The sequence below is a fragment of the Endozoicomonas sp. NE40 genome (assembly GCF_040549045.1).
GTDB lineage: Bacteria > Pseudomonadota > Gammaproteobacteria > Pseudomonadales > Endozoicomonadaceae > Endozoicomonas_A > Endozoicomonas_A lisbonensis.
The window spans coordinates 4,690,807-4,707,716 of record NZ_JBEWTB010000002.1 but is presented as its reverse complement, the minus strand read 5'-3'; the positions used below and the strand labels follow the sequence as shown (position 1 = coordinate 4,707,716).

Below are 16,910 nucleotides of genomic sequence, written 5' to 3'. Positions count from 1 at the left end.
ATCAGTGTTTCAAAGCGGTTTCCAGCTGTCCGACACAACTTCGTAAACGGGCCAGAACCTGCTTTTTACCGGCAAGCCCCTCGTACTGTGCCAGACTACTCCAACTCTGCTGCTGCAACACTTTCATCGTCAACACCTGCAAAGCTTGCTCATGGCTATTAGAGTAACTATTAGAGCAGCGATCAGAGCAAACCAGCCCTTTTAACAATAGTTTCCGAATAGCAGGCAGGCAGCTTTCAAACAGACGCTGCCCGTGACTGAATGAGGCTATATCCTGCCAGTCCCGCTCAGACAGCTCGGCTGAACTGTAGTCACCGGCACCATTGAATAATTGCCTGACCAGTTCAGTGTCCATTACTTTAAGACTTTCAGGCAGCTGCAGCAGAAGGTTGTCGTAAAAGCGGGAACGTGCTTCCGCCAGCAGTTCACTGCCCGCCTTCGAAAGAGCCTGCAGCATCATCAGCGAATAACAACCACTGGCAGCTTCTCTCTGCAAACCGGTTCGTACCGGCAGGTAACCGCTGTTCTGCCAGAAACTCAGCAAGCCAGAGGTGGCACCAAAACTGGTTCCCAGATAATCAAACCCTTTGTCACGGGCAGACTGCGCCAGACGGTTCAGCATATCGGCTCCCAGTCCATTTCTATGGACTGCCGGATGAACAGCAACCCTCAGGATTCGTAATCCTTTCTGTCTGATCGCTTCCGGAATCCCGGCATGATTGCTCAATGACTGGGGAATCAAATGCCCACGTACACGCCGCTGCCCAAGCCAGACCGGTTCCTGCAAAGACGCGTCAATTGCTCCTTCTCTTGCTGCCAGAACCGTTCCTGCCAGATGACCCTGATACAGAAGGCCATATACTTCTATATTCGGGCCATCTAAAAAATGTCGTAAGTCAAACGGCCGGGTACGATAATGAGCCAGTACCAGCAACCCAAACACCTGAGTCACCATTGGCTCATCGTGCATTAACTGGTCACGGTCAAAGCGAACCCACTCACACTGTTCAGACGTGGCTCCTTCAACCTGATGGTCTTCGGCTGGCCTGGCATCCAGTAACAGGCTGGAAAAAATCAGTTGCTCCAGCGGGTCATGGTCTGCCCAGCGAATCGCCTGCTTTATATGCAAAGCTCGCCATTGTGGGGTGATTGCATCCAGTTTTTTACGAAAGCGTATGGCAAAACCGCGCCCGGTACCTTCATAACCGTGGATTGTCGAAGAAAAAACAATACGCGACTGTTGTCTTAGCAAGGACTCCAGCAATGGAACTGGCAAGGCTGCCGCTTCATCCACCAGCATCAGGTCGCAGTCAACGGGGTTGCCAACTATCTCGTCAGGTGCCATAAACTGAACTGACTTATCCTGCCACTGCACTTTTCCTCTTGAAAACGTACCCCTGGAAAAGCTGTCACTTCCAAGGCATCCAGCAGCATGATGAAACACCTGTTCGGTCGATGCCAGCGAAGGTCCTGTAACCACAATCCGGCTTAATCCATGAATTAGTAACTGCGCGGCAGCAATACCCAGAGCCGCGCTTTTGCCACGTCCACGATCTGCCGTCAGCACCAATGGGCGACGACGATGACCTGTCACCACCTTTTTGATGGCTTCGACTGCCAGTGCCTGCTCCGGTGTCTGGCAATAACCGCTATCATCCCGCGTTTCTGTTTCAATATTAAGGCTGGGTAATGCCTGCCAGACCGGTTCTTTATTCTGCTGAATCAGGCTGCAGTGTTCGGATTTATCCAGCAGTTTGGCCAAACGCTGGATATATCTTCCCGTTACCCGGTTCTCATTTTCCGGATAGACAGTTATACGACGATGCTCCGGGTCTTCCAGCAGGCTCCACTGATCCAGAACAGGAGCCAGCAGAAACATTACGCCACCACCTTTAACGACGCCACTGATGGCACCAAAGGCATCAACATCAAACCCGGACCAGGCATTAAACACTACAAACTGCCGCTCTCGACCTAACCAACTGGACGCTTTGCCAGCCTGAATAGCAGGAACAGCGTCTGGCGCACCTTCGCCCAGCCAGAGTCCATGTTCTTCGTGCAGGCACGACAGCAATGCGTTAACCGTGCGCAGGCACCATTCCTGTTCGCCACTGATCACCATCAACTCTCGATGATTGCGCTGTGCCAGACGGTTTAACCGCTGCTTCAATAAGTCCTTCACCGCTTAACCTGCTTCCCTTGGGCGACGGGAGTCACTGCTCCATTCCATCCAGCCACCATCGTATATTCTGGCGTTTTCATACCCCAGCAAACGGGCTGCAAACCAGGACAAACTGGCTCTCCAGCCAGTGCCACAGTAAAATGCCATAACGGTGTCTTCTGTTGGAGAGAGCTGCTGCCAGTAAGTGGCAATATCCCGAATCTCTCTTAAGGTACCATCCGGATTAATATAATCCTGCATACTGTAGGGGTCTGTTCCGGAATGCCCCCATACAGCACCGGGAATACGCCCTTTAGCGTTGATATAGCTGTATCCGCTGTTTTTCCCCGTAAACTCGCGCCATGAACGAACGCTGATCAGGTGTTCAGAGTCATCGTTCAAAATTGCTTTGACTCTTTCCGTATCCACCCACACATCACTGAAAGCCGCAGTTCCAAATATTTCGACTGGCTCAGGTGTAACCCAACCGGACTGGACAATATAACCCTGTTCAACCCAGGCTTTAAATCCACCGTTAAGAAGTCGTACATCTCCGACACCCATAGCATCCAGTACGCTAACCATTCTTGCAGCAGCGGTCATATCTTCGCTATAAACGACAACCTGTTTATCCTGAGAGATGCCAAGACGCTTTAACGTCTGCTGAAGTTCATTGTCAGGAATCACATTCCACAGAGGTTTGGATTCAATCCATGAGGTATCAACATGAACAGCCTGCGGAATATGGGTCAGGCGATATCGAATGCCTGCACCGTAGGAGACATCAAGAATCACTGGCGGCTGAGGCTTCTGTAGCTGTTTATCAAGCCAGACAGGCGGCACCAGACGGGTATAGGATGGCATGGTTTCAACATCACCACCGAATTTGAGCCAGCCTGAAAAACCGAAAGGGAAAATACGGATGTCTGAATTTTCAAACCCCTGTTCAGCCACCAGCCAGTCGGCCAGCACCTGTGCCTCATACTGATCGGAGCCATAGATCACAATACCCGGCGCTTTGCGCATCCCCTTGCTCTGGAACAGCCTTTCAGTCAGCTTGTTTAACTCATCGCGCTCATTCAGCAACCAGTTAAGGTCAAAGTTACGGGCTCCGGGAATATGGCCACCTACCCCGGTATTATCTGACGGCCAGCCATTGAACCAGTCACTGGAGCGCACATCGACCAGCACCCAGTCATGATCATTCACCAGTGTCATCATTTTCTGCTGATCAACAAGATCAAAGGCAGACATCTGAATATTTTTCTGCTGATCACAGCCTGAAAGGGCAATAAACAGGCACAAATAGATGATATGTTTCACACATCGAAACATGGGATTTCTCATAATTAGGACATTTATTTTTAAGCAGGCAGGAGTATAAAAAATTTTGGGGCGAGACTCCAAGACAGTTTTTTCTTATTCAAAAGAGCGAGAAAACTACATTTCCCGCTCCCGACATTTTTTTACCGGAGTTTTATTGTACCGGGGTTTGAACCCGTTGAGCTTTTACAATTACAACGGGCTCTACTGGCACATCAGCATGTCCGGCTTTACGACCGGTTCTTACTTTAGCAATAGCATCAACTGCGTCCATCCCTTCAACCACTTCACCAAAAACGGTATAGCCAGGCTGGCCTGTACGATAGTTCAAACTATTATTGTCTTCCAGGTTGATGAAAAACTGCGAAGTCGCACTGTGTGGTGCAGAAGTTCTGGCCATGGCAATGGTACCACGCCTGTTACCAAGACCATTGGATGATTCATTGTATATGGGGGATTTGGTTGGCTTCTGGCTCATAGTTTTGTCCATGCCACCGCCCTGAATCATAAAGCCATTGATGACACGATGGAAAATCAGATTGTCGTAGAAGCCATCTTCAACATAACCCAGAAAATTTTTGACCGTTACGGGTGCACGTTTCTCATCCAGCTGGATAACAATATTCCCTTTACTGGTTTCCATCTGAACCCGTACAACTTCATCTTTGTTTTTGTCCACTGATGGTTCAGATGAACTGGCCGCCACCCCATTGGCCATGAAAGCCATGGTCAGGGCCATTGAATACGGCAGTAAACGGTTCAACAATTTCTGGTTCAGCAATGTTCGCATAATGCATCCTTGGTTACAGTGTTCAGAGATTGTGCTTATCCTACGTGATTACTGCGCCAAGGCAAATGGCCGTCATAAGGCTTGCAATTAACAGCCGGAAAGGTAATATACAGCCCGCTGACGGCAGTTTTGCATGCTGTATAGCAAAGGTTCGGAGCGTAGCGCAGCCTGGTAGCGCACCACAATGGGGTTGTGGGGGTCGGAGGTTCAAATCCTCTCGCTCCGACCAGAAAAACATTAAAAATCAGCAGCTTAGACAGCTGCTTTTTTTGTGCCTGTTATTTGTTGGCAAAAAACACACACCTGCCCGTCGTTATTTGTTAAACCCACCGTCGTTTAAAGTCCCAACGTACTCAAACACGTGCTCTTCAATCCCTGATTTTCTGATACCGCCACTCATTGCCTCTTCAATCTCCGAGAATGGGTGGTCGTTATGAGAATCGAAAAAGATATCGTAGACGCTGCGGCCTATGGCAAATGGGGTGAGATACTTCAATCAATTTACGGCCTGTCACCGAAAGAAACCACTCCCACTAAAAAAGGCATGAGCTGTCCGCACTGTGGCGGCAACGACAGGTATGAGTATAAAGATCATGCTAACGGGCTTTATTTCTGCCGGGGCTGTGAAGCTGGGGATGGGTACAGCATGATCATGAAGATTCATGATTGCGGGTTTGTCCGGGCATTAGAAATGGTTGCTTCCTGGCTGAACCTGACGCATACCGGTAATCATTTTGATTTCGCCAAAATTAAGGTGGAGTACCGCGTAAAACGAGAACGCCGTGCTGAATCAGAGCGGATCATTACCCTCAAAGCACAACGTATTGCTGCTCAGAAGGCATCCTATGAATACTCAACGTCAACCAATCCTGACCCTTTCCATCCGATTGATATTTTCTGTCGCCCGGGCCTCTGCATCCATGCCGTTGTGCGGTTTCAATAAAAAGCCAACTTTATTCCAAACGTTGACTACACTCGACTGTCGATTACTCAAATCAATAACTCGACTATCAATAACTCGACTATCAATAACTCGACTATCAATAAATCGTTTGGATACGTATAAGAATGACTAATGCTTACCTTCCCGGCAGAAGAACGTTTTTGCTTCGGTTAATGCCTTTGCTTCGGTTAATAAAAGCTGTGGTGTCCTGGGGAGCCCTCACTGCCGGATACTCCGGTTATTGTTCCGGTTCTGCCGTAACGGGTGAGACCCGTTTTTTATCCCACCAACACGGGATGCATCTTCCAAATCCTGCCGGTGATTTAAACCTGCCAATGTCGCCGTCTGTAAAATTGCCACAGACATCTGCTGTTAAAAAAGTAACGCTCTCTCCCTGGTTTGAAATTCCCGCATGGCTCTGGTCGCAGGTATTACCCGGCGGGACAGGTTTTAGCGAAACGAGTACTGATAGCAGTGACGCGTGTCAGATTGAAGTGAGCCCTTCCGGTGATGTGGATCTGGTCAGTCTTCTGCAGGCGACACCTGAATACTGTCAGATATCTCTTTTTCCCGGAACTTATCTGATCAATGAACCACTGATGCTTAAGCAGGGCCAGAAACTTTTCGGTGTTGTTGCTGAAGCCGGGCAGGAGGTTCTGGCGGGGAATTCGGTAAAAGCTCTGGGATTCAGTGTAATTCCAGCAGCCCCGGAGAAACAGGATGGTCCGTCCGAAAACCAGGTCAGCCAGCTGGTCGCTAATCGACTCGGTGCTGTTGGTTCAGACACAGGGGCAATGCCTGTTATTCAGATAAATGACCCGTTTGCAGCCAATATTCTGGTACGTTTATCTGAAAAATCAGAGGTGTCAAACCTTGCGCTAAACCTGCGGGGAGTGGGTATTGAGGCAGGGCAAAGCTGTCATACGCCTTTGGATACCTTGTCTGCAGACGTGAGGTTATCGGGTATTTTGATGATCGACGGTGCGCCCTGCAGCACATCCATCGTCAGCAACCGTTCCGGACTGCATCCCAAGTCGGTACCAGGCAATGGCAATGGCACTGGACATTCACCCCGTAAATCTGCCAGAGAAGCAGGTGCTTCGCAAGCACCTGCCGGATCTTCGAGGCGAGCCAGCCAGGGCAGTGCTAACGCCGGGTACTCAAGTAGCGCGAGTGGTAGTGGTAGCGGTAGCGGTGGCGATGAGGGTGACGAGGATAAAAATAATAAGAAAAATAGCAATAATAAGAATGGTGATTATCAGACTTTCCAAGCATCGATGACATTTCAGGAGATGTTGTTTCGATTATGGCAACTGACCAGAAGAAACCCGCGAATGCTTGAAGATGCCGCGAGAATTCTGGATCAGCTATCCGTCAGTGATTCTTCCTTTGAGTCGTTGTCAGGATATTTTATCTTTGCCTTGAGTGATCGTGGTTTTCTGTCAGCCCCGGCACAGAGTGCAAGGCAGGCTGTAACAGCAATGACCCGTGATGAAGTGGACAGTTTCCTCCTGGACTCACACTTCTTTGCTTCACCTTTTCTGTATGCTTTCAGCGTGGCTTCCGATACAAATTTTGAAGTTTTGTACCACAGTCGGGTGGCACCTGAAGTGATGGCTCGTTTCAGCCATCTGTTTCGTCTTGAGCCAAAGTATCGCTCCATTCCTGACCTGCGTCATCAAGTCAGACAGGGCAGTACCACAGCACCAGGCTCGGCAAAGTTACCCAGACGAGCAGCCGTCGTCACTCCAAGGCCTGGCATTTCTCAGGCCCACTCTTACGGATGCTTAAATTTAAATACTCTGTGTGATGTAGAAGACAGCGCATCATCGGCTACCGGACCTGTCCATTACACCACTAAGAAAGCTGACGAAATAATCAGAGAATTAACCGGGAAAAAAAATGACATCGACAAGCGGCAAAAGAAAAAGTTAATGTCTCGTGTTAAGCATCTGCTTTTACCCACTAAATCAGGTAATAAGCCATCTAAAAAAAACCGGGCCGCAGAATCTCAGGATTCTTCCAACAACAGCGAATTCAGCCCAATCATATCTTCAATGCTGAGATCAACAGGGGGGTGGGTCGAGCTCAGTAATATGCTGACGACTCTGCTTCCTACTGCATCGGATGTCGCCTTGTTTGGCCGGCATATCATAGAGGTATCCAATCGCACTATTCAGAACAGGACGTTATTTCCTTTTACGACGGCGAGTGACAGGCTTGATGTTCCCCCTTCTAAGCAGCTGCTGTGGATGCTTTATCAGCTGACTCAGCAATTATCACATATTGGAGACAGAAGGGCTCCTGATCTCATTTCGTTAGCGTTAGAACTTACTCTGTCCGAAGCAGATCGTCTGACCCTCGGCGAGTTGCTGAAAGATTGGCACTCCAGATTTCTGGGACATTTGGAAACGGATCTTTAACACTACCCATCACAATGGCCGCTTGCTGACAGAGCCTGCGGCCTGACGGTTGAACTATGCTTGATGGTTCGAATACTCAGACCGACTGCATAAAATGAATAACCGATACTGTGATCTATGTGCTAACCCCGTTGTTCTCTTTGCTACTTCAGGTAAGTTCGGAGTCAGACTTCTGGTGGGTTGCCTTATTGTTCTCTTATCTTGTCTGACACATGCCCGGGCAGATAACACACGTCTCCCGCCCTCTATTCAACCGATAAAAAACTTCTCTAACCTTCATGATTTAACCAATAACCCGAATAATACATTGGTTTATGTCAGTTGGTTCAAAGGACAGCAATTCTATCAATGTTCAAACCCAACAGTGAGGCTGGTAAAAAGCACGAGCGAACTGGAATGGCAAACATTGCCTGACGGGCAACGTCGGGCATTGGGCATTCGTCGGGGGAGCGCCATATTCGAAGTTCCCCGTTCGATGAAAGAAAACTGCCTGTATGCGCTTTCAGATAAAGGTGTTCGTCAACCTCCCCTGAAACCAGGCTCAAAAAAGCTGCTGTCTGGCCTCTTGCCTGAGCAAAAGCCAGAGCTGATTCCCATGGTGCTGGAGTGGCCAGAGACTGGCGCAGGCAGTAACACTGAACTGATTAATCATTATGGCGGCAACCATGATCCGTTCGATTTTCCTGGCAAACCCAAAAAAGGGGGTATGAGAGGGAATCCAGTCTTGTCTGGCGATAAGTTGTCTGGCGATAACCTGATGATGTTTGCAGTACCTCACGGTCAGGATTCTGAAGTGGCTGTTGTTGTCAGGGTTAATGGTGAACAGATTGTACTGAGCCCTGAAGATATTCAGTGGGTGGAAGCCCGGTTGCAAAACCCACAATTTCACGAGCTGCTGCTGCAACGAATCCGTAATACGCTGTGGCTGTGGCGCTCGGATCAGGACATTGCCGGAAGTAGCCACTACCTGGCGCTGAATCATGTGTATTTATGGCTGCATCGACTGCTTCTCGATGTTGAAGGGGAGTTCGTTGGTATTCCTGCCCCTGCCGTATTGATGGAACAGCTTTTGGTGAATCAGTTTTTTCAGGCATACAAAGGCCATATTCCGGGTGTTATCAGCGTTCCCAATCAGGCCAGTGACAAACAGGTTTCGACGACTGCATCTTCTGACCAACCGTCGCAGGATGGCTCTGAGTTAAACAGTGATACAACACCAACCTCAGACACTTCACAGAACAACGATGCGACTACCGAAGGGGTGAAAGACCCTCAAAATGAGAGGACAAATGCTGCTGGTCAGAAAGTTACCCCCCTGCCACCTCCAACACTGGTGATCATGGCGGCCGGGAAAGGGTCCCGATACGGGTTCCCTAAACAGTTGGATATTCTGCCCTATATCAACAAGACTCTACCGGAGGTCACTATAAGGGATGCCGCTGCGGCAGGTATTAAAAAAGTGGTGCTGATTATCCGCGAAGAACTGGAACAGGATGTACAGGATAACATCATTTCCAAACTGCCAGACGGTATTGACGTTCAAATCGCCTATCAGACACTGGATGATCTTCCTCCCGGCTTCCAGTTAGATGAGTTGCCAGAGCGAACCCGTCCCTGGGGAACCGCCCATGCGGTATGGGCTGCCAGAAAGGTTGTAAAGGGTTCATTTATGGTGCTGAATGCTGATGATTATTATGGTTCCAATGTGTTTACTGAAATAATGAAGGCCTTGCCAGCCGGTAAAAACTGGGCAATGGTCACCTACCCGCTTCATAAAACCCTTTCCGACAATGGCAGTGTTAATCGTGGTATCTGCCGCATTAATGAAGACCACCAGCTGGTCAGGGTGGAAGAGCATTTTAACCTGAAACAGCAGGAACACGGAGGAATAGAAGGGAATCCTGCCGGTCAGCCCGCCGCCGCTTTTTCTGATGAGCAACCGGTTTCCATGAACGTCTGGGGGTTACAACCGGATATTTTTGCACTGATAGAAGAAGAATTTGTGACATTTTTAACGCGTCAGAAACAAAATCTGGCCGGTGCAAACAAGGAAGAACTTCTGTTGCCTGACATTGTGCAAAAGGCGATTGATACCAGAGAGAAGGTGGTGCAGGTTTACCATTCTGACGATCAATGGCTGGGAATGACCCATTACCAAGACAGAGAGAATGTAGGGCTCTTACTGTCTGACAGACATCAGAATCCGTCACCCTCCGGGTCAGAGGATTAACCAGCCCACGGTAGTCAATCAATATCCGGGCACCCAGCCTGCTCTGCCACCACGTGCCCGGACGTCCATACCCAGCCGCACTGTTACGATTGAGTTGACCAAAAGGTCAGAAAAGGTGGATCATAACACACCAGAGTCAGGCCTGATGACATTGATAAAAAAACATCAACAACCTTTTCAGAACGGTGGCCAGGATGGTCTTTCATGGAGTGACCCGGCAGATATGCCAGATATGGCGTATACCTTTAGCAGAAATTAACAGCGGCTATTGCTACGACTGGGCGGTGCCGTCTGTCCAGCAAGAGATAGGGGCGTTGCACTGGTTTTGCCCAATGTTAATAGCCAGTGCATAGGGCTACATTTGAAAGAAATTTCAAGAGCGACACCTGCTGGAAGGCATGCGGTCGTGATCATTGATAGAGCTGGGTATCATGTGGCAAAAGAGCTACCAGAATACTCAAACCTGACATTGATTCACCTACCACCCTATTCACCGGAGCTGAACAGCGCAGAGCAACTGTGGGAGTGGTTACGCGAACACGATTTGTCCAACAGGTGCTTTGAAAGCTATGAAAGTATTGTCGATGCCTGTTGCGACTCTTGGAATAAGCTGGTTGCAGAGACTGGTCGAATAGCCAGCCTCTGCTTTCGGAGCTGGGCGGTTATCGAATGGTTATTTTGTGCGATTGGTATTAATACCCACCGGGGCTGGATTCATCGCAAGCTGCAAAGCCTCCACCCAACGGCGGATGGTGACCAGATTATGGCTCTGGCTGTTTTTTTTCTGGATGTTTACTGGGATGGTCGTGGCGCACACCTGGTTCATATCGGAGCCCTGGCCCCCCGACTCAAAGACAGCCAGAGCGAACTGTTCAGTGAAGACCATTCCCGCAAAGACCAGCTGCTGGCGACACTGGACGCTGTTAATCATCGCTTTGGTGAGTTCACCCTGTGCAAAGCGCCCCTGCTTAATGGCACTGATAGAAAATGATCAGGCGGAGCTGTTAACGGGCATTGTTGAGTTCAATGAAAAAATTGCAGGCCACTGGGTTTATCAACTGCTTAACTGAACAGCGCCCCACCACATTATCAATGACTAATGCAGACTCAACCTCTCTGACAGACTTTTTCCAGTTAGCATCGGTACGCCAAGAGTAAAGTTCAGATTCTTGTAACCAAGGTTCTTTTGCTGTTGAATGCACTCTGCTTTTCGCATTGAGCTTAAGAGTCTCAATTTTGAATTCGAGGGAGGGGAATCAAATTTTCTTTTTTTGTAAAACGCTGTGTTCTGGCACTGGTCAATGAGGGAACCCATATTCTTGACGAAGATATAGCCGCAAATACACCGGATATCGATGTCGTCTTCACCAGTGGTTATGACTTTCCAACGCAATGCGGCTAAAGAACAGGGGAGACGTTGGTGGAATGCAGCCCGGACACTGAAGGCAGCTGAAGAAGTGGATACTGGTAATAGAGAAAATGGCGGAGGGACAGGGATTCGAACCCTGGGTAGGCTATTAACCTACGCCGGTTTTCAAGACCGGTACTTTCAACCACTCAGTCATCCCTCCGCAGGGAATAACACTGCTATAAAAAGCAATATTACTGAGACTTTTAAAATAAAGTGGCGGAGGGACAGGGATTCGAACCCTGGGTGGGCTATTAACCCACGCTGGTTTTCAAGACCAGTGCTTTCAACCGCTCAGCCATCCCTCCGCAGAGAACAATACTGTAAAGAAAACAATATTGTTTTGCATGCTGCCTGTAAAATATGGCGGAGGGACAGGGATTCGAACCCTGGGTAGGCTATTAACCTACGCCGGTTTTCAAGACCGGTGCTTTCAACCGCTCAGCCATCCCTCCGCAGCAACGAGAGCAATATTACCTTAAATCCTTTTGCTGTCAAACCCTTGATATCAAAGAATATATTAACGGTAAGGCCGGGCAGGAATAATTACAGGCCGATGAACAATGATTGATCAGTCACATTTTTACAAATTATCACAGTTTCAAAGCTATAGCCCCAGTCTCAGGCTTTGGTATACTGCTTTATATCCCCAATGTGGAGAACAATGATATGGAACGCAAGCCAGTTACCCTCGCTTCGGCCGTTGCCCAGTCGGGTACGGGTATCGAAATTAATAAAGTCCTTCGTAATACTTATATGTTACTGGGCATGACGCTGCTGTTCAGCGCCGTCACAGCCGGTATCGCCATGGCCATGAATATTGGCCACATGACCTCGCTGATTTTAACCCTGGTTGGCTTTGGCCTGCTGTTCGTGGTTCATAAAACCGCAGAGTCCGCCAACGGCATCATCGCCATTTTTGCCTTCACCGGTGTTATGGGCGCATCGCTTGGCCCACTGCTCAACTATTATCTGGCCCTGAGTAATGGTCCCTCCCTGGTTATGCAGGCTCTGGGCGGTACAGCCATTGTTTTCTTTGCACTGTCTGCCTATGTACTGACAACCCGTAAAGATTTCTCTTTCATGGGTGGTTTCCTGATGGTCGGCCTGGTAGTTGCCCTGGTGGCCAGCATCGCCATGATGTTCTTCAGCATTCCCGGCGGTCAGCTGGCACTGTCTGCCGGTATTGTCGTGCTGATGTCAGGCCTTATTCTGTTTGATACCAGCCGTATCATTCATGGTGGCGAAACCAACTATATTCGGGCAACGGTTTCCCTGTACCTGAATATCTATAATCTGTTCACCGCCTTGCTGCATCTGCTGGGTGTTGCAGACGACTAAACGGTTAACTGAGTTAATCCGCTGGCCCTGTCCATGACAGGGCTTTTTTTATGTGCACAAAGTTCTTCAGGAACTCTATTATGAAATACGCTCTGGCAATTTACGGAGCCCCGGCCACCAGCCAGGCTGGACAAACCGCCCTTCAGTTTGCCAAAGCTGTGATCGCCAAAGGGCATTCCATTCATCGACTGTTCTTTTATCAGGATGGTGTTCACACAGCAACGACACTGGCCTCTCCCCCACAGGATGAACAACACTTGCCGGCAGAGTGGGAATCGTTTATTCAGGAAAACCGGCTCGACAGTGTTGTCTGTATAGCAGCAGCCCTGCGCAGAGGCATTATTGATGCCAGCGAAGCCGAGCGTTATGAACGCCCGGCACACAATCTGTCAGACGTCCACCAGCTATCCGGTCTTGGTCAGTTAATTGATGCCGGTCTGGAAGCCGACCGTTTTATAACCTTTGGCAGTTAAGGTGAACCATGAATCCATCTGTTTGCATTATCTCCACACGCGCGCCTTACCATGGACAAAATGCCCGCGAGGCTCTGGATGCAGCACTGGTATCAGCCTCTTATGACCTGGATACCTCCCTGCTGCTTATGGGTGATGCGGTCTACCAGCTGCTCGACAACCAGTCACCTGAGCAACTATCCCGAAAGAGCCTGGCTGCGATGCTGAAAGCCTTGCCCATGTACGGTATTGAAACCATCTTTGTTGATTCAGAGTCTTTACAGGAGCGCGGCATTACGGAAGACCAGCTGGTTGACGGTTTTACATTACTGGAAGAAGGCGCGCTGGCTCCTTTTATCACCCAACATGACAAGGTGTTAAACTTCTGATGTCTACCCTGCATACTGTTAACAAAACCGGTCAGGCGCTGGAATTATGCCTGCGCTCTTTATTATTGGGCGACGCCATACTGCTTATTGAAGACGCAGTATACGCTCTGTTCGAAGCCAGTGATGTTCTGAGGGAGGTGATTCTGGACATTCCTGTCTACGTACTGGAAGCCGATGTCCTGGCCCGGGGAGTCAGCAACCGCGACGACCTGAATATTACTGCGGTAGACTACGACGGATTTGTTGAACTGACTGAAGCTCACGATAAAGTCCTGGGCTGGCACTAACCCTGAACCTTTTAGCGAATGACTGACCTGATTCTTGATAAAGACGGCTATCTGGCCGACCTTACCCACTGGAACGAAACGGTTGCCCATCAGCTGGCGGCCAACCATAACGTCGTCCTGACGGATGAACACTGGCAGGTTATCCACCTGTTGCGCCAGTTCTATGCCGAATTTGAACACGCCCCCAGCCAGCGTCCCTTTGTTAAATACATTGCCACGCATCTTGGGAAGGAGAAAGGCAACAGCCTTTACCTGATGCAACTGTTTCCTGAAAGCCCTGCGAAACTGGCGGCTCTGATCGCAGGTCTGCCCCGCCCTACCAATTGTTTCTAAAAGTACGTGCGTCTGCCTGCAGGCGCACAATCAACATTATTTGTTTCTCTATTCCTCCAGCGTCGATTACACTGAATCTGATGATTAATACAGGGGGACCCGTTTATGGCTATTGTCTCACTTCCGGAATATAAAAAAGAGATCAGCCTTGGCATCAGTGCCTGTCTGATGGGACAAAAAGTCCGTTATAACGGCGACCATAAAAAATCATCCTACTGCACGAACCTTTTATCTCAATATTTTGATTTTGTGCCAGTCTGCCCGGAAGTCGGCATTGGCCTGCCCATCCCCCGAAAACCCATCCGCCTGGTAGGCGATATGGACCACTATCGCGTCAAAGGCACCGACGACCCCACATTAGACGTCACGGATCAGCTCTATGACTATGGCAGGCAGAAAGCGGCTGAGCTTGATGGCATCAGTGGCTACATCCTTATGCAGAAATCACCCAGCTGCGGTATGGAACGCGTCAAGGTCTACCATGAGAACGGCTCTCCCCTGGGCAGAAGTGAAGCGGGTATGTTTGCCAGAGCCCTGATGGAAGCCAGACCTTTACTGCCCATTGAGGAAGAAGGCCGTCTGCACGACCCCGTCTTGCGGGAAAACTTTATCAATCGTGTGATTGCGTATCATCACTGGCATCAGGATGTTCTGACAGACCTGACTTATAAGAAGGTGGGAGATTTTCACGCTCGCTACAAATACCAGTTAATGGCTCATGACCAGCAGGCGTATGTTGTGCTGGGCCAGCTGGTTGCGAAAGGTAAAACGATTCCTCTTGAGAAGATGTCTGAGGACTATTTTGAACAGTTTATGACGTTGATGAAAAAGAGGGTGAACCGTAAGTCCCATACCAATGTGCTTCTGCATATTCTCGGTTATCTGAAGAAATCCATCAGCAGTGCTGACAAACAGCAACTGCTGAAACAGATCGAGAATTATCGCACCGGCAGCATTCCGCTTATTGTGCCACTAACCGTGTTAAAACATTTTGTTGAAGTCCACGGCAGCGAGTATATACAGAACCAGTACTACCTGGCGCCTCATCCGGAAGCCATGGGATTGCGTAATAATCTTTAATCCGGGGTAATCCGGGGTAATCCGGGGTAATCCGGGGTAAAAAGTATCTACATGCGCTGCTCAAGCACCAGATCAAGGCTGCACTCACCGTCACTGAGCAGTACGTGTCCTTCCTGAATGGTCATATTCAGCTGCATGGATCTCTGGGAAAATTCTGCCAGCAGCTGAGTCTGCTCCTGGTTCAGATTAAAAATCCGCAAATTTTCAAACCGGCTGAATTTATCACGGTTAACCTGCCACCACATATCGCTGGTATTGCCGCCATAGTTGTAGAGCACCACGCTCTGTGCCCGGCCACAGGCTTTGCGAATACGCTTTTCATCGGGCTGTCCAAGATCAATCCAGAGTTCAATCTCTTCGCTGTAATTTTTTAACCAGATATCCGGCTCATCCTCAGTACTGAGCCCTTTAGTAAACGACAGATGCTCATCAGCATGCAGGGCAAAAGCCAGCAGACGAATCATCATACGCTCATCGGTCTCGGAAGGGTGGCGGGCAATGGTCAGGTTGTGTGTCTGATAATAGTGACGGTCAAGATCAGCAATCTGCACTTCCGCTTTGAAGATAGTGGCTTTCAATGCCATAAATTACAGCTCAATAAAATAAAAGGGTATTCTACTGATTAGGAATACCCTTTTACAACGCCTGCTCCAGTCAAAATTTTAATGCACCACTACTTCGGCAGGGCTGTCCACGTTTTCATCTCGATTACGCAATGCAAAGGTAAACAGGTTGTCGTAAACAATCGGGTAATCAACCCCGGCAAAATCCAGCAGCTCAGCCAGTTGTTGGGCAGAGTAGCCCTGCTCAATCATGTTGCTGACCATGACCCTGAACTGCTGACGGGCTTCCCTGAACGCCTGATAGTATTCAAGCTGTTTCAACTGCGCCAGATGGTCTATATAAGGGTAAATCAGCTTCTGCATTTTAACTGACAGGTCTTCAGGTGATTCCGGCACCTCGTTAATATTACGGGTTACCTGTTCTATACCATGACACGCCTGCCGCTTGTCTTCATTACTGGACGAAAGGCGTATATTGGCACCACAGGCAACAATACGCTCTTTAATGGTTTGCAACGCTTCCTGTGAGGAACCAAAGTCACTCAGACGACCCGCCATGCGTTTAGCTGACCAGTCCCGAATTTTATCTTCAAGATCCGCTTTCACCTTGACCAGAACATCCGGGGCGACGTTTTCACGCCCCAACCGCATCATCCACTCAGACAGCAGCTGTTCATTGATGGTACTCACAGTATTACCCGGCTCCTGAATCTTTTTCTCCAGGTAGGCAAGGTAAAGACTCCGCAACTGATAGCGATAACCTTCTACCACCATACCCACCGGGCTGCTCAGGTAAGCACTGGCCATCATGCCGTACTGAATCGACGAGTTGATTAATGGCTTTGAGCCTGTCCGGACGGTTTCATCTTTTGATGGTTTGGCAACAAGACTGACGGGCAAGGCTAACAGGGAAACTAGCAACAGTTTTTTCATCAATATCTCCAGCAAGTAGATCAGGGGGCAGGTCTGGTATTTATCGGCCAGACTGTTCCCTCATTAGCACTGAAGAAAAAAATTCATATTTTTCGCACGAAAGCACCTGAACAACGAGTCAGAAAATATGCCCCCGTATAGGGTCCAGAATGGCTACGCAATTCATGTTCTGCGGGTGGAACTGGTATTATTTGATCGCTCAAAAAGTCAGCTCAACAGACCCGTTATTAACTACAATTTGTGCTAAGCCTGTT

15 protein-coding genes and 4 tRNA genes are annotated in these 16,910 nt (G+C 49.0%); 11 read left to right on the top strand and 8 right to left on the bottom strand.

Annotation, left to right across the window (positions count from 1 at the left end; translation table 11 throughout):
- Position 1: 1 nt before the first annotated feature.
- The 3 genes from V5J35_RS22280 to V5J35_RS22270 form a co-directional block, all read right to left on the bottom strand.
- Entirely contained in the window at positions 2 to 2,182 is a 2,181-nt protein-coding gene (locus tag V5J35_RS22280; protein WP_354009233.1) for a tRNA(Met) cytidine acetyltransferase TmcA, read from the bottom strand.
- Positions 2,183 to 2,185: 3 nt separating this feature from the next.
- Entirely contained in the window at positions 2,186 to 3,484 is a 1,299-nt protein-coding gene (locus V5J35_RS22275) for a sulfurtransferase (RefSeq protein WP_354009232.1), read from the bottom strand.
- A gap of 154 nt (positions 3,485 to 3,638) precedes the next feature.
- Positions 3,639 to 4,274, bottom strand: a complete 636-nt coding sequence (locus tag V5J35_RS22270) for a peptidylprolyl isomerase (protein WP_472924768.1) — start codon at positions 4,272 to 4,274, stop codon at positions 3,639 to 3,641.
- A gap of 152 nt (positions 4,275 to 4,426) precedes the next feature.
- Between V5J35_RS22270 and V5J35_RS22265 the strand changes: the two genes are divergently transcribed.
- The 5 genes from V5J35_RS22265 (at position 4,427) to V5J35_RS22245 (ending at position 10,861) form a co-directional block, all read left to right on the top strand.
- Positions 4,427 to 4,503, top strand: a tRNA-Pro gene (locus tag V5J35_RS22265).
- Between the two features lie 204 nt (positions 4,504 to 4,707).
- Entirely contained in the window at positions 4,708 to 5,217 is a 510-nt protein-coding gene (locus V5J35_RS22260) for a primase-helicase zinc-binding domain-containing protein (protein ID WP_354009231.1), read from the top strand.
- 125 nt (positions 5,218 to 5,342) lie between these two features.
- On the top strand, positions 5,343 to 7,640 hold the full coding sequence (locus tag V5J35_RS22255) for a hypothetical protein (RefSeq protein WP_354009230.1): 2,298 nt from the start codon (positions 5,343 to 5,345) through the stop codon (positions 7,638 to 7,640).
- Between the two features lie 406 nt (positions 7,641 to 8,046).
- A complete protein-coding gene (locus tag V5J35_RS22250) occupies positions 8,047 to 9,870 on the top strand; it encodes a nucleotidyltransferase family protein (protein ID WP_354009229.1) in 1,824 nt (607 codons plus the stop codon).
- A 268-nt stretch (positions 9,871 to 10,138) separates the two neighbouring features.
- On the top strand, positions 10,139 to 10,861 hold the full coding sequence (locus V5J35_RS22245) for a transposase (protein WP_354009228.1): 723 nt from the start codon (positions 10,139 to 10,141) through the stop codon (positions 10,859 to 10,861).
- Between the two features lie 489 nt (positions 10,862 to 11,350).
- Here V5J35_RS22245 and V5J35_RS22240 read toward each other — a convergent pair.
- The 3 genes from V5J35_RS22240 to V5J35_RS22230 all read right to left on the bottom strand — a co-directional run bounded on the left by V5J35_RS22240 (position 11,351) and on the right by V5J35_RS22230 (position 11,733).
- A tRNA-Ser gene (locus tag V5J35_RS22240) sits at positions 11,351 to 11,441 on the bottom strand.
- A 54-nt stretch (positions 11,442 to 11,495) separates the two neighbouring features.
- Positions 11,496 to 11,586 (bottom strand) — tRNA-Ser (locus tag V5J35_RS22235).
- A gap of 56 nt (positions 11,587 to 11,642) precedes the next feature.
- A tRNA-Ser gene (locus V5J35_RS22230) sits at positions 11,643 to 11,733 on the bottom strand.
- 214 nt (positions 11,734 to 11,947) lie between these two features.
- Between V5J35_RS22230 and V5J35_RS22225 the strand changes: the two genes are divergently transcribed.
- The 6 genes from V5J35_RS22225 to V5J35_RS22200 all read left to right on the top strand — a co-directional run bounded on the left by V5J35_RS22225 (position 11,948) and on the right by V5J35_RS22200 (position 15,160).
- Positions 11,948 to 12,619, top strand: a complete 672-nt coding sequence (locus tag V5J35_RS22225) for a Bax inhibitor-1/YccA family protein (RefSeq protein ID WP_354009227.1) — start codon at positions 11,948 to 11,950, stop codon at positions 12,617 to 12,619.
- An 80-nt stretch (positions 12,620 to 12,699) separates the two neighbouring features.
- On the top strand, positions 12,700 to 13,092 hold the full coding sequence (tusD, locus tag V5J35_RS22220; protein WP_354009226.1) for a sulfurtransferase complex subunit TusD: 393 nt from the start codon (positions 12,700 to 12,702) through the stop codon (positions 13,090 to 13,092).
- Between the two features lie 8 nt (positions 13,093 to 13,100).
- Positions 13,101 to 13,460, top strand: a complete 360-nt coding sequence (gene tusC, locus V5J35_RS22215) for a sulfurtransferase complex subunit TusC (RefSeq protein ID WP_354009225.1) — start codon at positions 13,101 to 13,103, stop codon at positions 13,458 to 13,460.
- The gene (tusB, locus tag V5J35_RS22210) at positions 13,460 to 13,747 is read left to right on the top strand and encodes a sulfurtransferase complex subunit TusB (protein WP_354009224.1); all 288 of its coding nucleotides are present in this window, start codon (positions 13,460 to 13,462) and stop codon (positions 13,745 to 13,747) included. The genes tusC and tusB overlap by 1 nt, the downstream gene beginning before the upstream one ends.
- An 18-nt stretch (positions 13,748 to 13,765) precedes the next feature.
- Entirely contained in the window at positions 13,766 to 14,080 is a 315-nt protein-coding gene (locus V5J35_RS22205; RefSeq protein ID WP_354009223.1) for a TusE/DsrC/DsvC family sulfur relay protein, read from the top strand.
- 105 nt (positions 14,081 to 14,185) lie between these two features.
- Positions 14,186 to 15,160, top strand: coding sequence for a DUF523 and DUF1722 domain-containing protein (locus V5J35_RS22200; protein WP_354009222.1), 975 nt, complete (start codon positions 14,186 to 14,188; stop codon positions 15,158 to 15,160).
- 47 nt (positions 15,161 to 15,207) lie between these two features.
- On the opposite strand, the gene V5J35_RS22195 is transcribed toward V5J35_RS22200, so the two are convergent.
- Together V5J35_RS22195 and V5J35_RS22190 are read right to left on the bottom strand one after the other, a co-directional pair.
- A complete protein-coding gene (locus V5J35_RS22195; RefSeq protein ID WP_354009221.1) occupies positions 15,208 to 15,744 on the bottom strand; it encodes a YaeQ family protein in 537 nt (178 codons plus the stop codon).
- 78 nt (positions 15,745 to 15,822) lie between these two features.
- The gene (locus V5J35_RS22190; RefSeq protein WP_354009220.1) at positions 15,823 to 16,656 is read right to left on the bottom strand and encodes a hypothetical protein; all 834 of its coding nucleotides are present in this window, start codon (positions 16,654 to 16,656) and stop codon (positions 15,823 to 15,825) included.
- Positions 16,657 to 16,910 lie beyond the last annotated feature (254 nt).

Excerpts from the sequence above, each read along its gene's own strand:
- V5J35_RS22270 (WP_472924768.1), bottom strand. The coding sequence starts at position 4,274 with ATGCGAACATTGCTGAACCAGAAATTGTTGAACCGTTTACTGCCGTAT.
- V5J35_RS22260 (WP_354009231.1), top strand. The coding sequence starts at position 4,708 with ATGAGAATCGAAAAAGATATCGTAGACGCTGCGGCCTATGGCAAATGG.
- V5J35_RS22255 (WP_354009230.1), top strand. The coding sequence starts at position 5,343 with ATGACTAATGCTTACCTTCCCGGCAGAAGAACGTTTTTGCTTCGGTTA.
- V5J35_RS22225 (WP_354009227.1), top strand. The coding sequence starts at position 11,948 with ATGGAACGCAAGCCAGTTACCCTCGCTTCGGCCGTTGCCCAGTCGGGT.
- tusD (WP_354009226.1), top strand. The coding sequence starts at position 12,700 with ATGAAATACGCTCTGGCAATTTACGGAGCCCCGGCCACCAGCCAGGCT.
- tusC (WP_354009225.1), top strand. The coding sequence starts at position 13,101 with ATGAATCCATCTGTTTGCATTATCTCCACACGCGCGCCTTACCATGGA.
- tusB (WP_354009224.1), top strand. The coding sequence starts at position 13,460 with ATGTCTACCCTGCATACTGTTAACAAAACCGGTCAGGCGCTGGAATTA.
- V5J35_RS22205 (WP_354009223.1), top strand. The coding sequence starts at position 13,766 with ATGACTGACCTGATTCTTGATAAAGACGGCTATCTGGCCGACCTTACC.
- V5J35_RS22200 (WP_354009222.1), top strand. The coding sequence starts at position 14,186 with ATGGCTATTGTCTCACTTCCGGAATATAAAAAAGAGATCAGCCTTGGC.
- V5J35_RS22195 (WP_354009221.1), bottom strand. The coding sequence starts at position 15,744 with ATGGCATTGAAAGCCACTATCTTCAAAGCGGAAGTGCAGATTGCTGAT.
- V5J35_RS22190 (WP_354009220.1), bottom strand. The coding sequence starts at position 16,656 with ATGAAAAAACTGTTGCTAGTTTCCCTGTTAGCCTTGCCCGTCAGTCTT.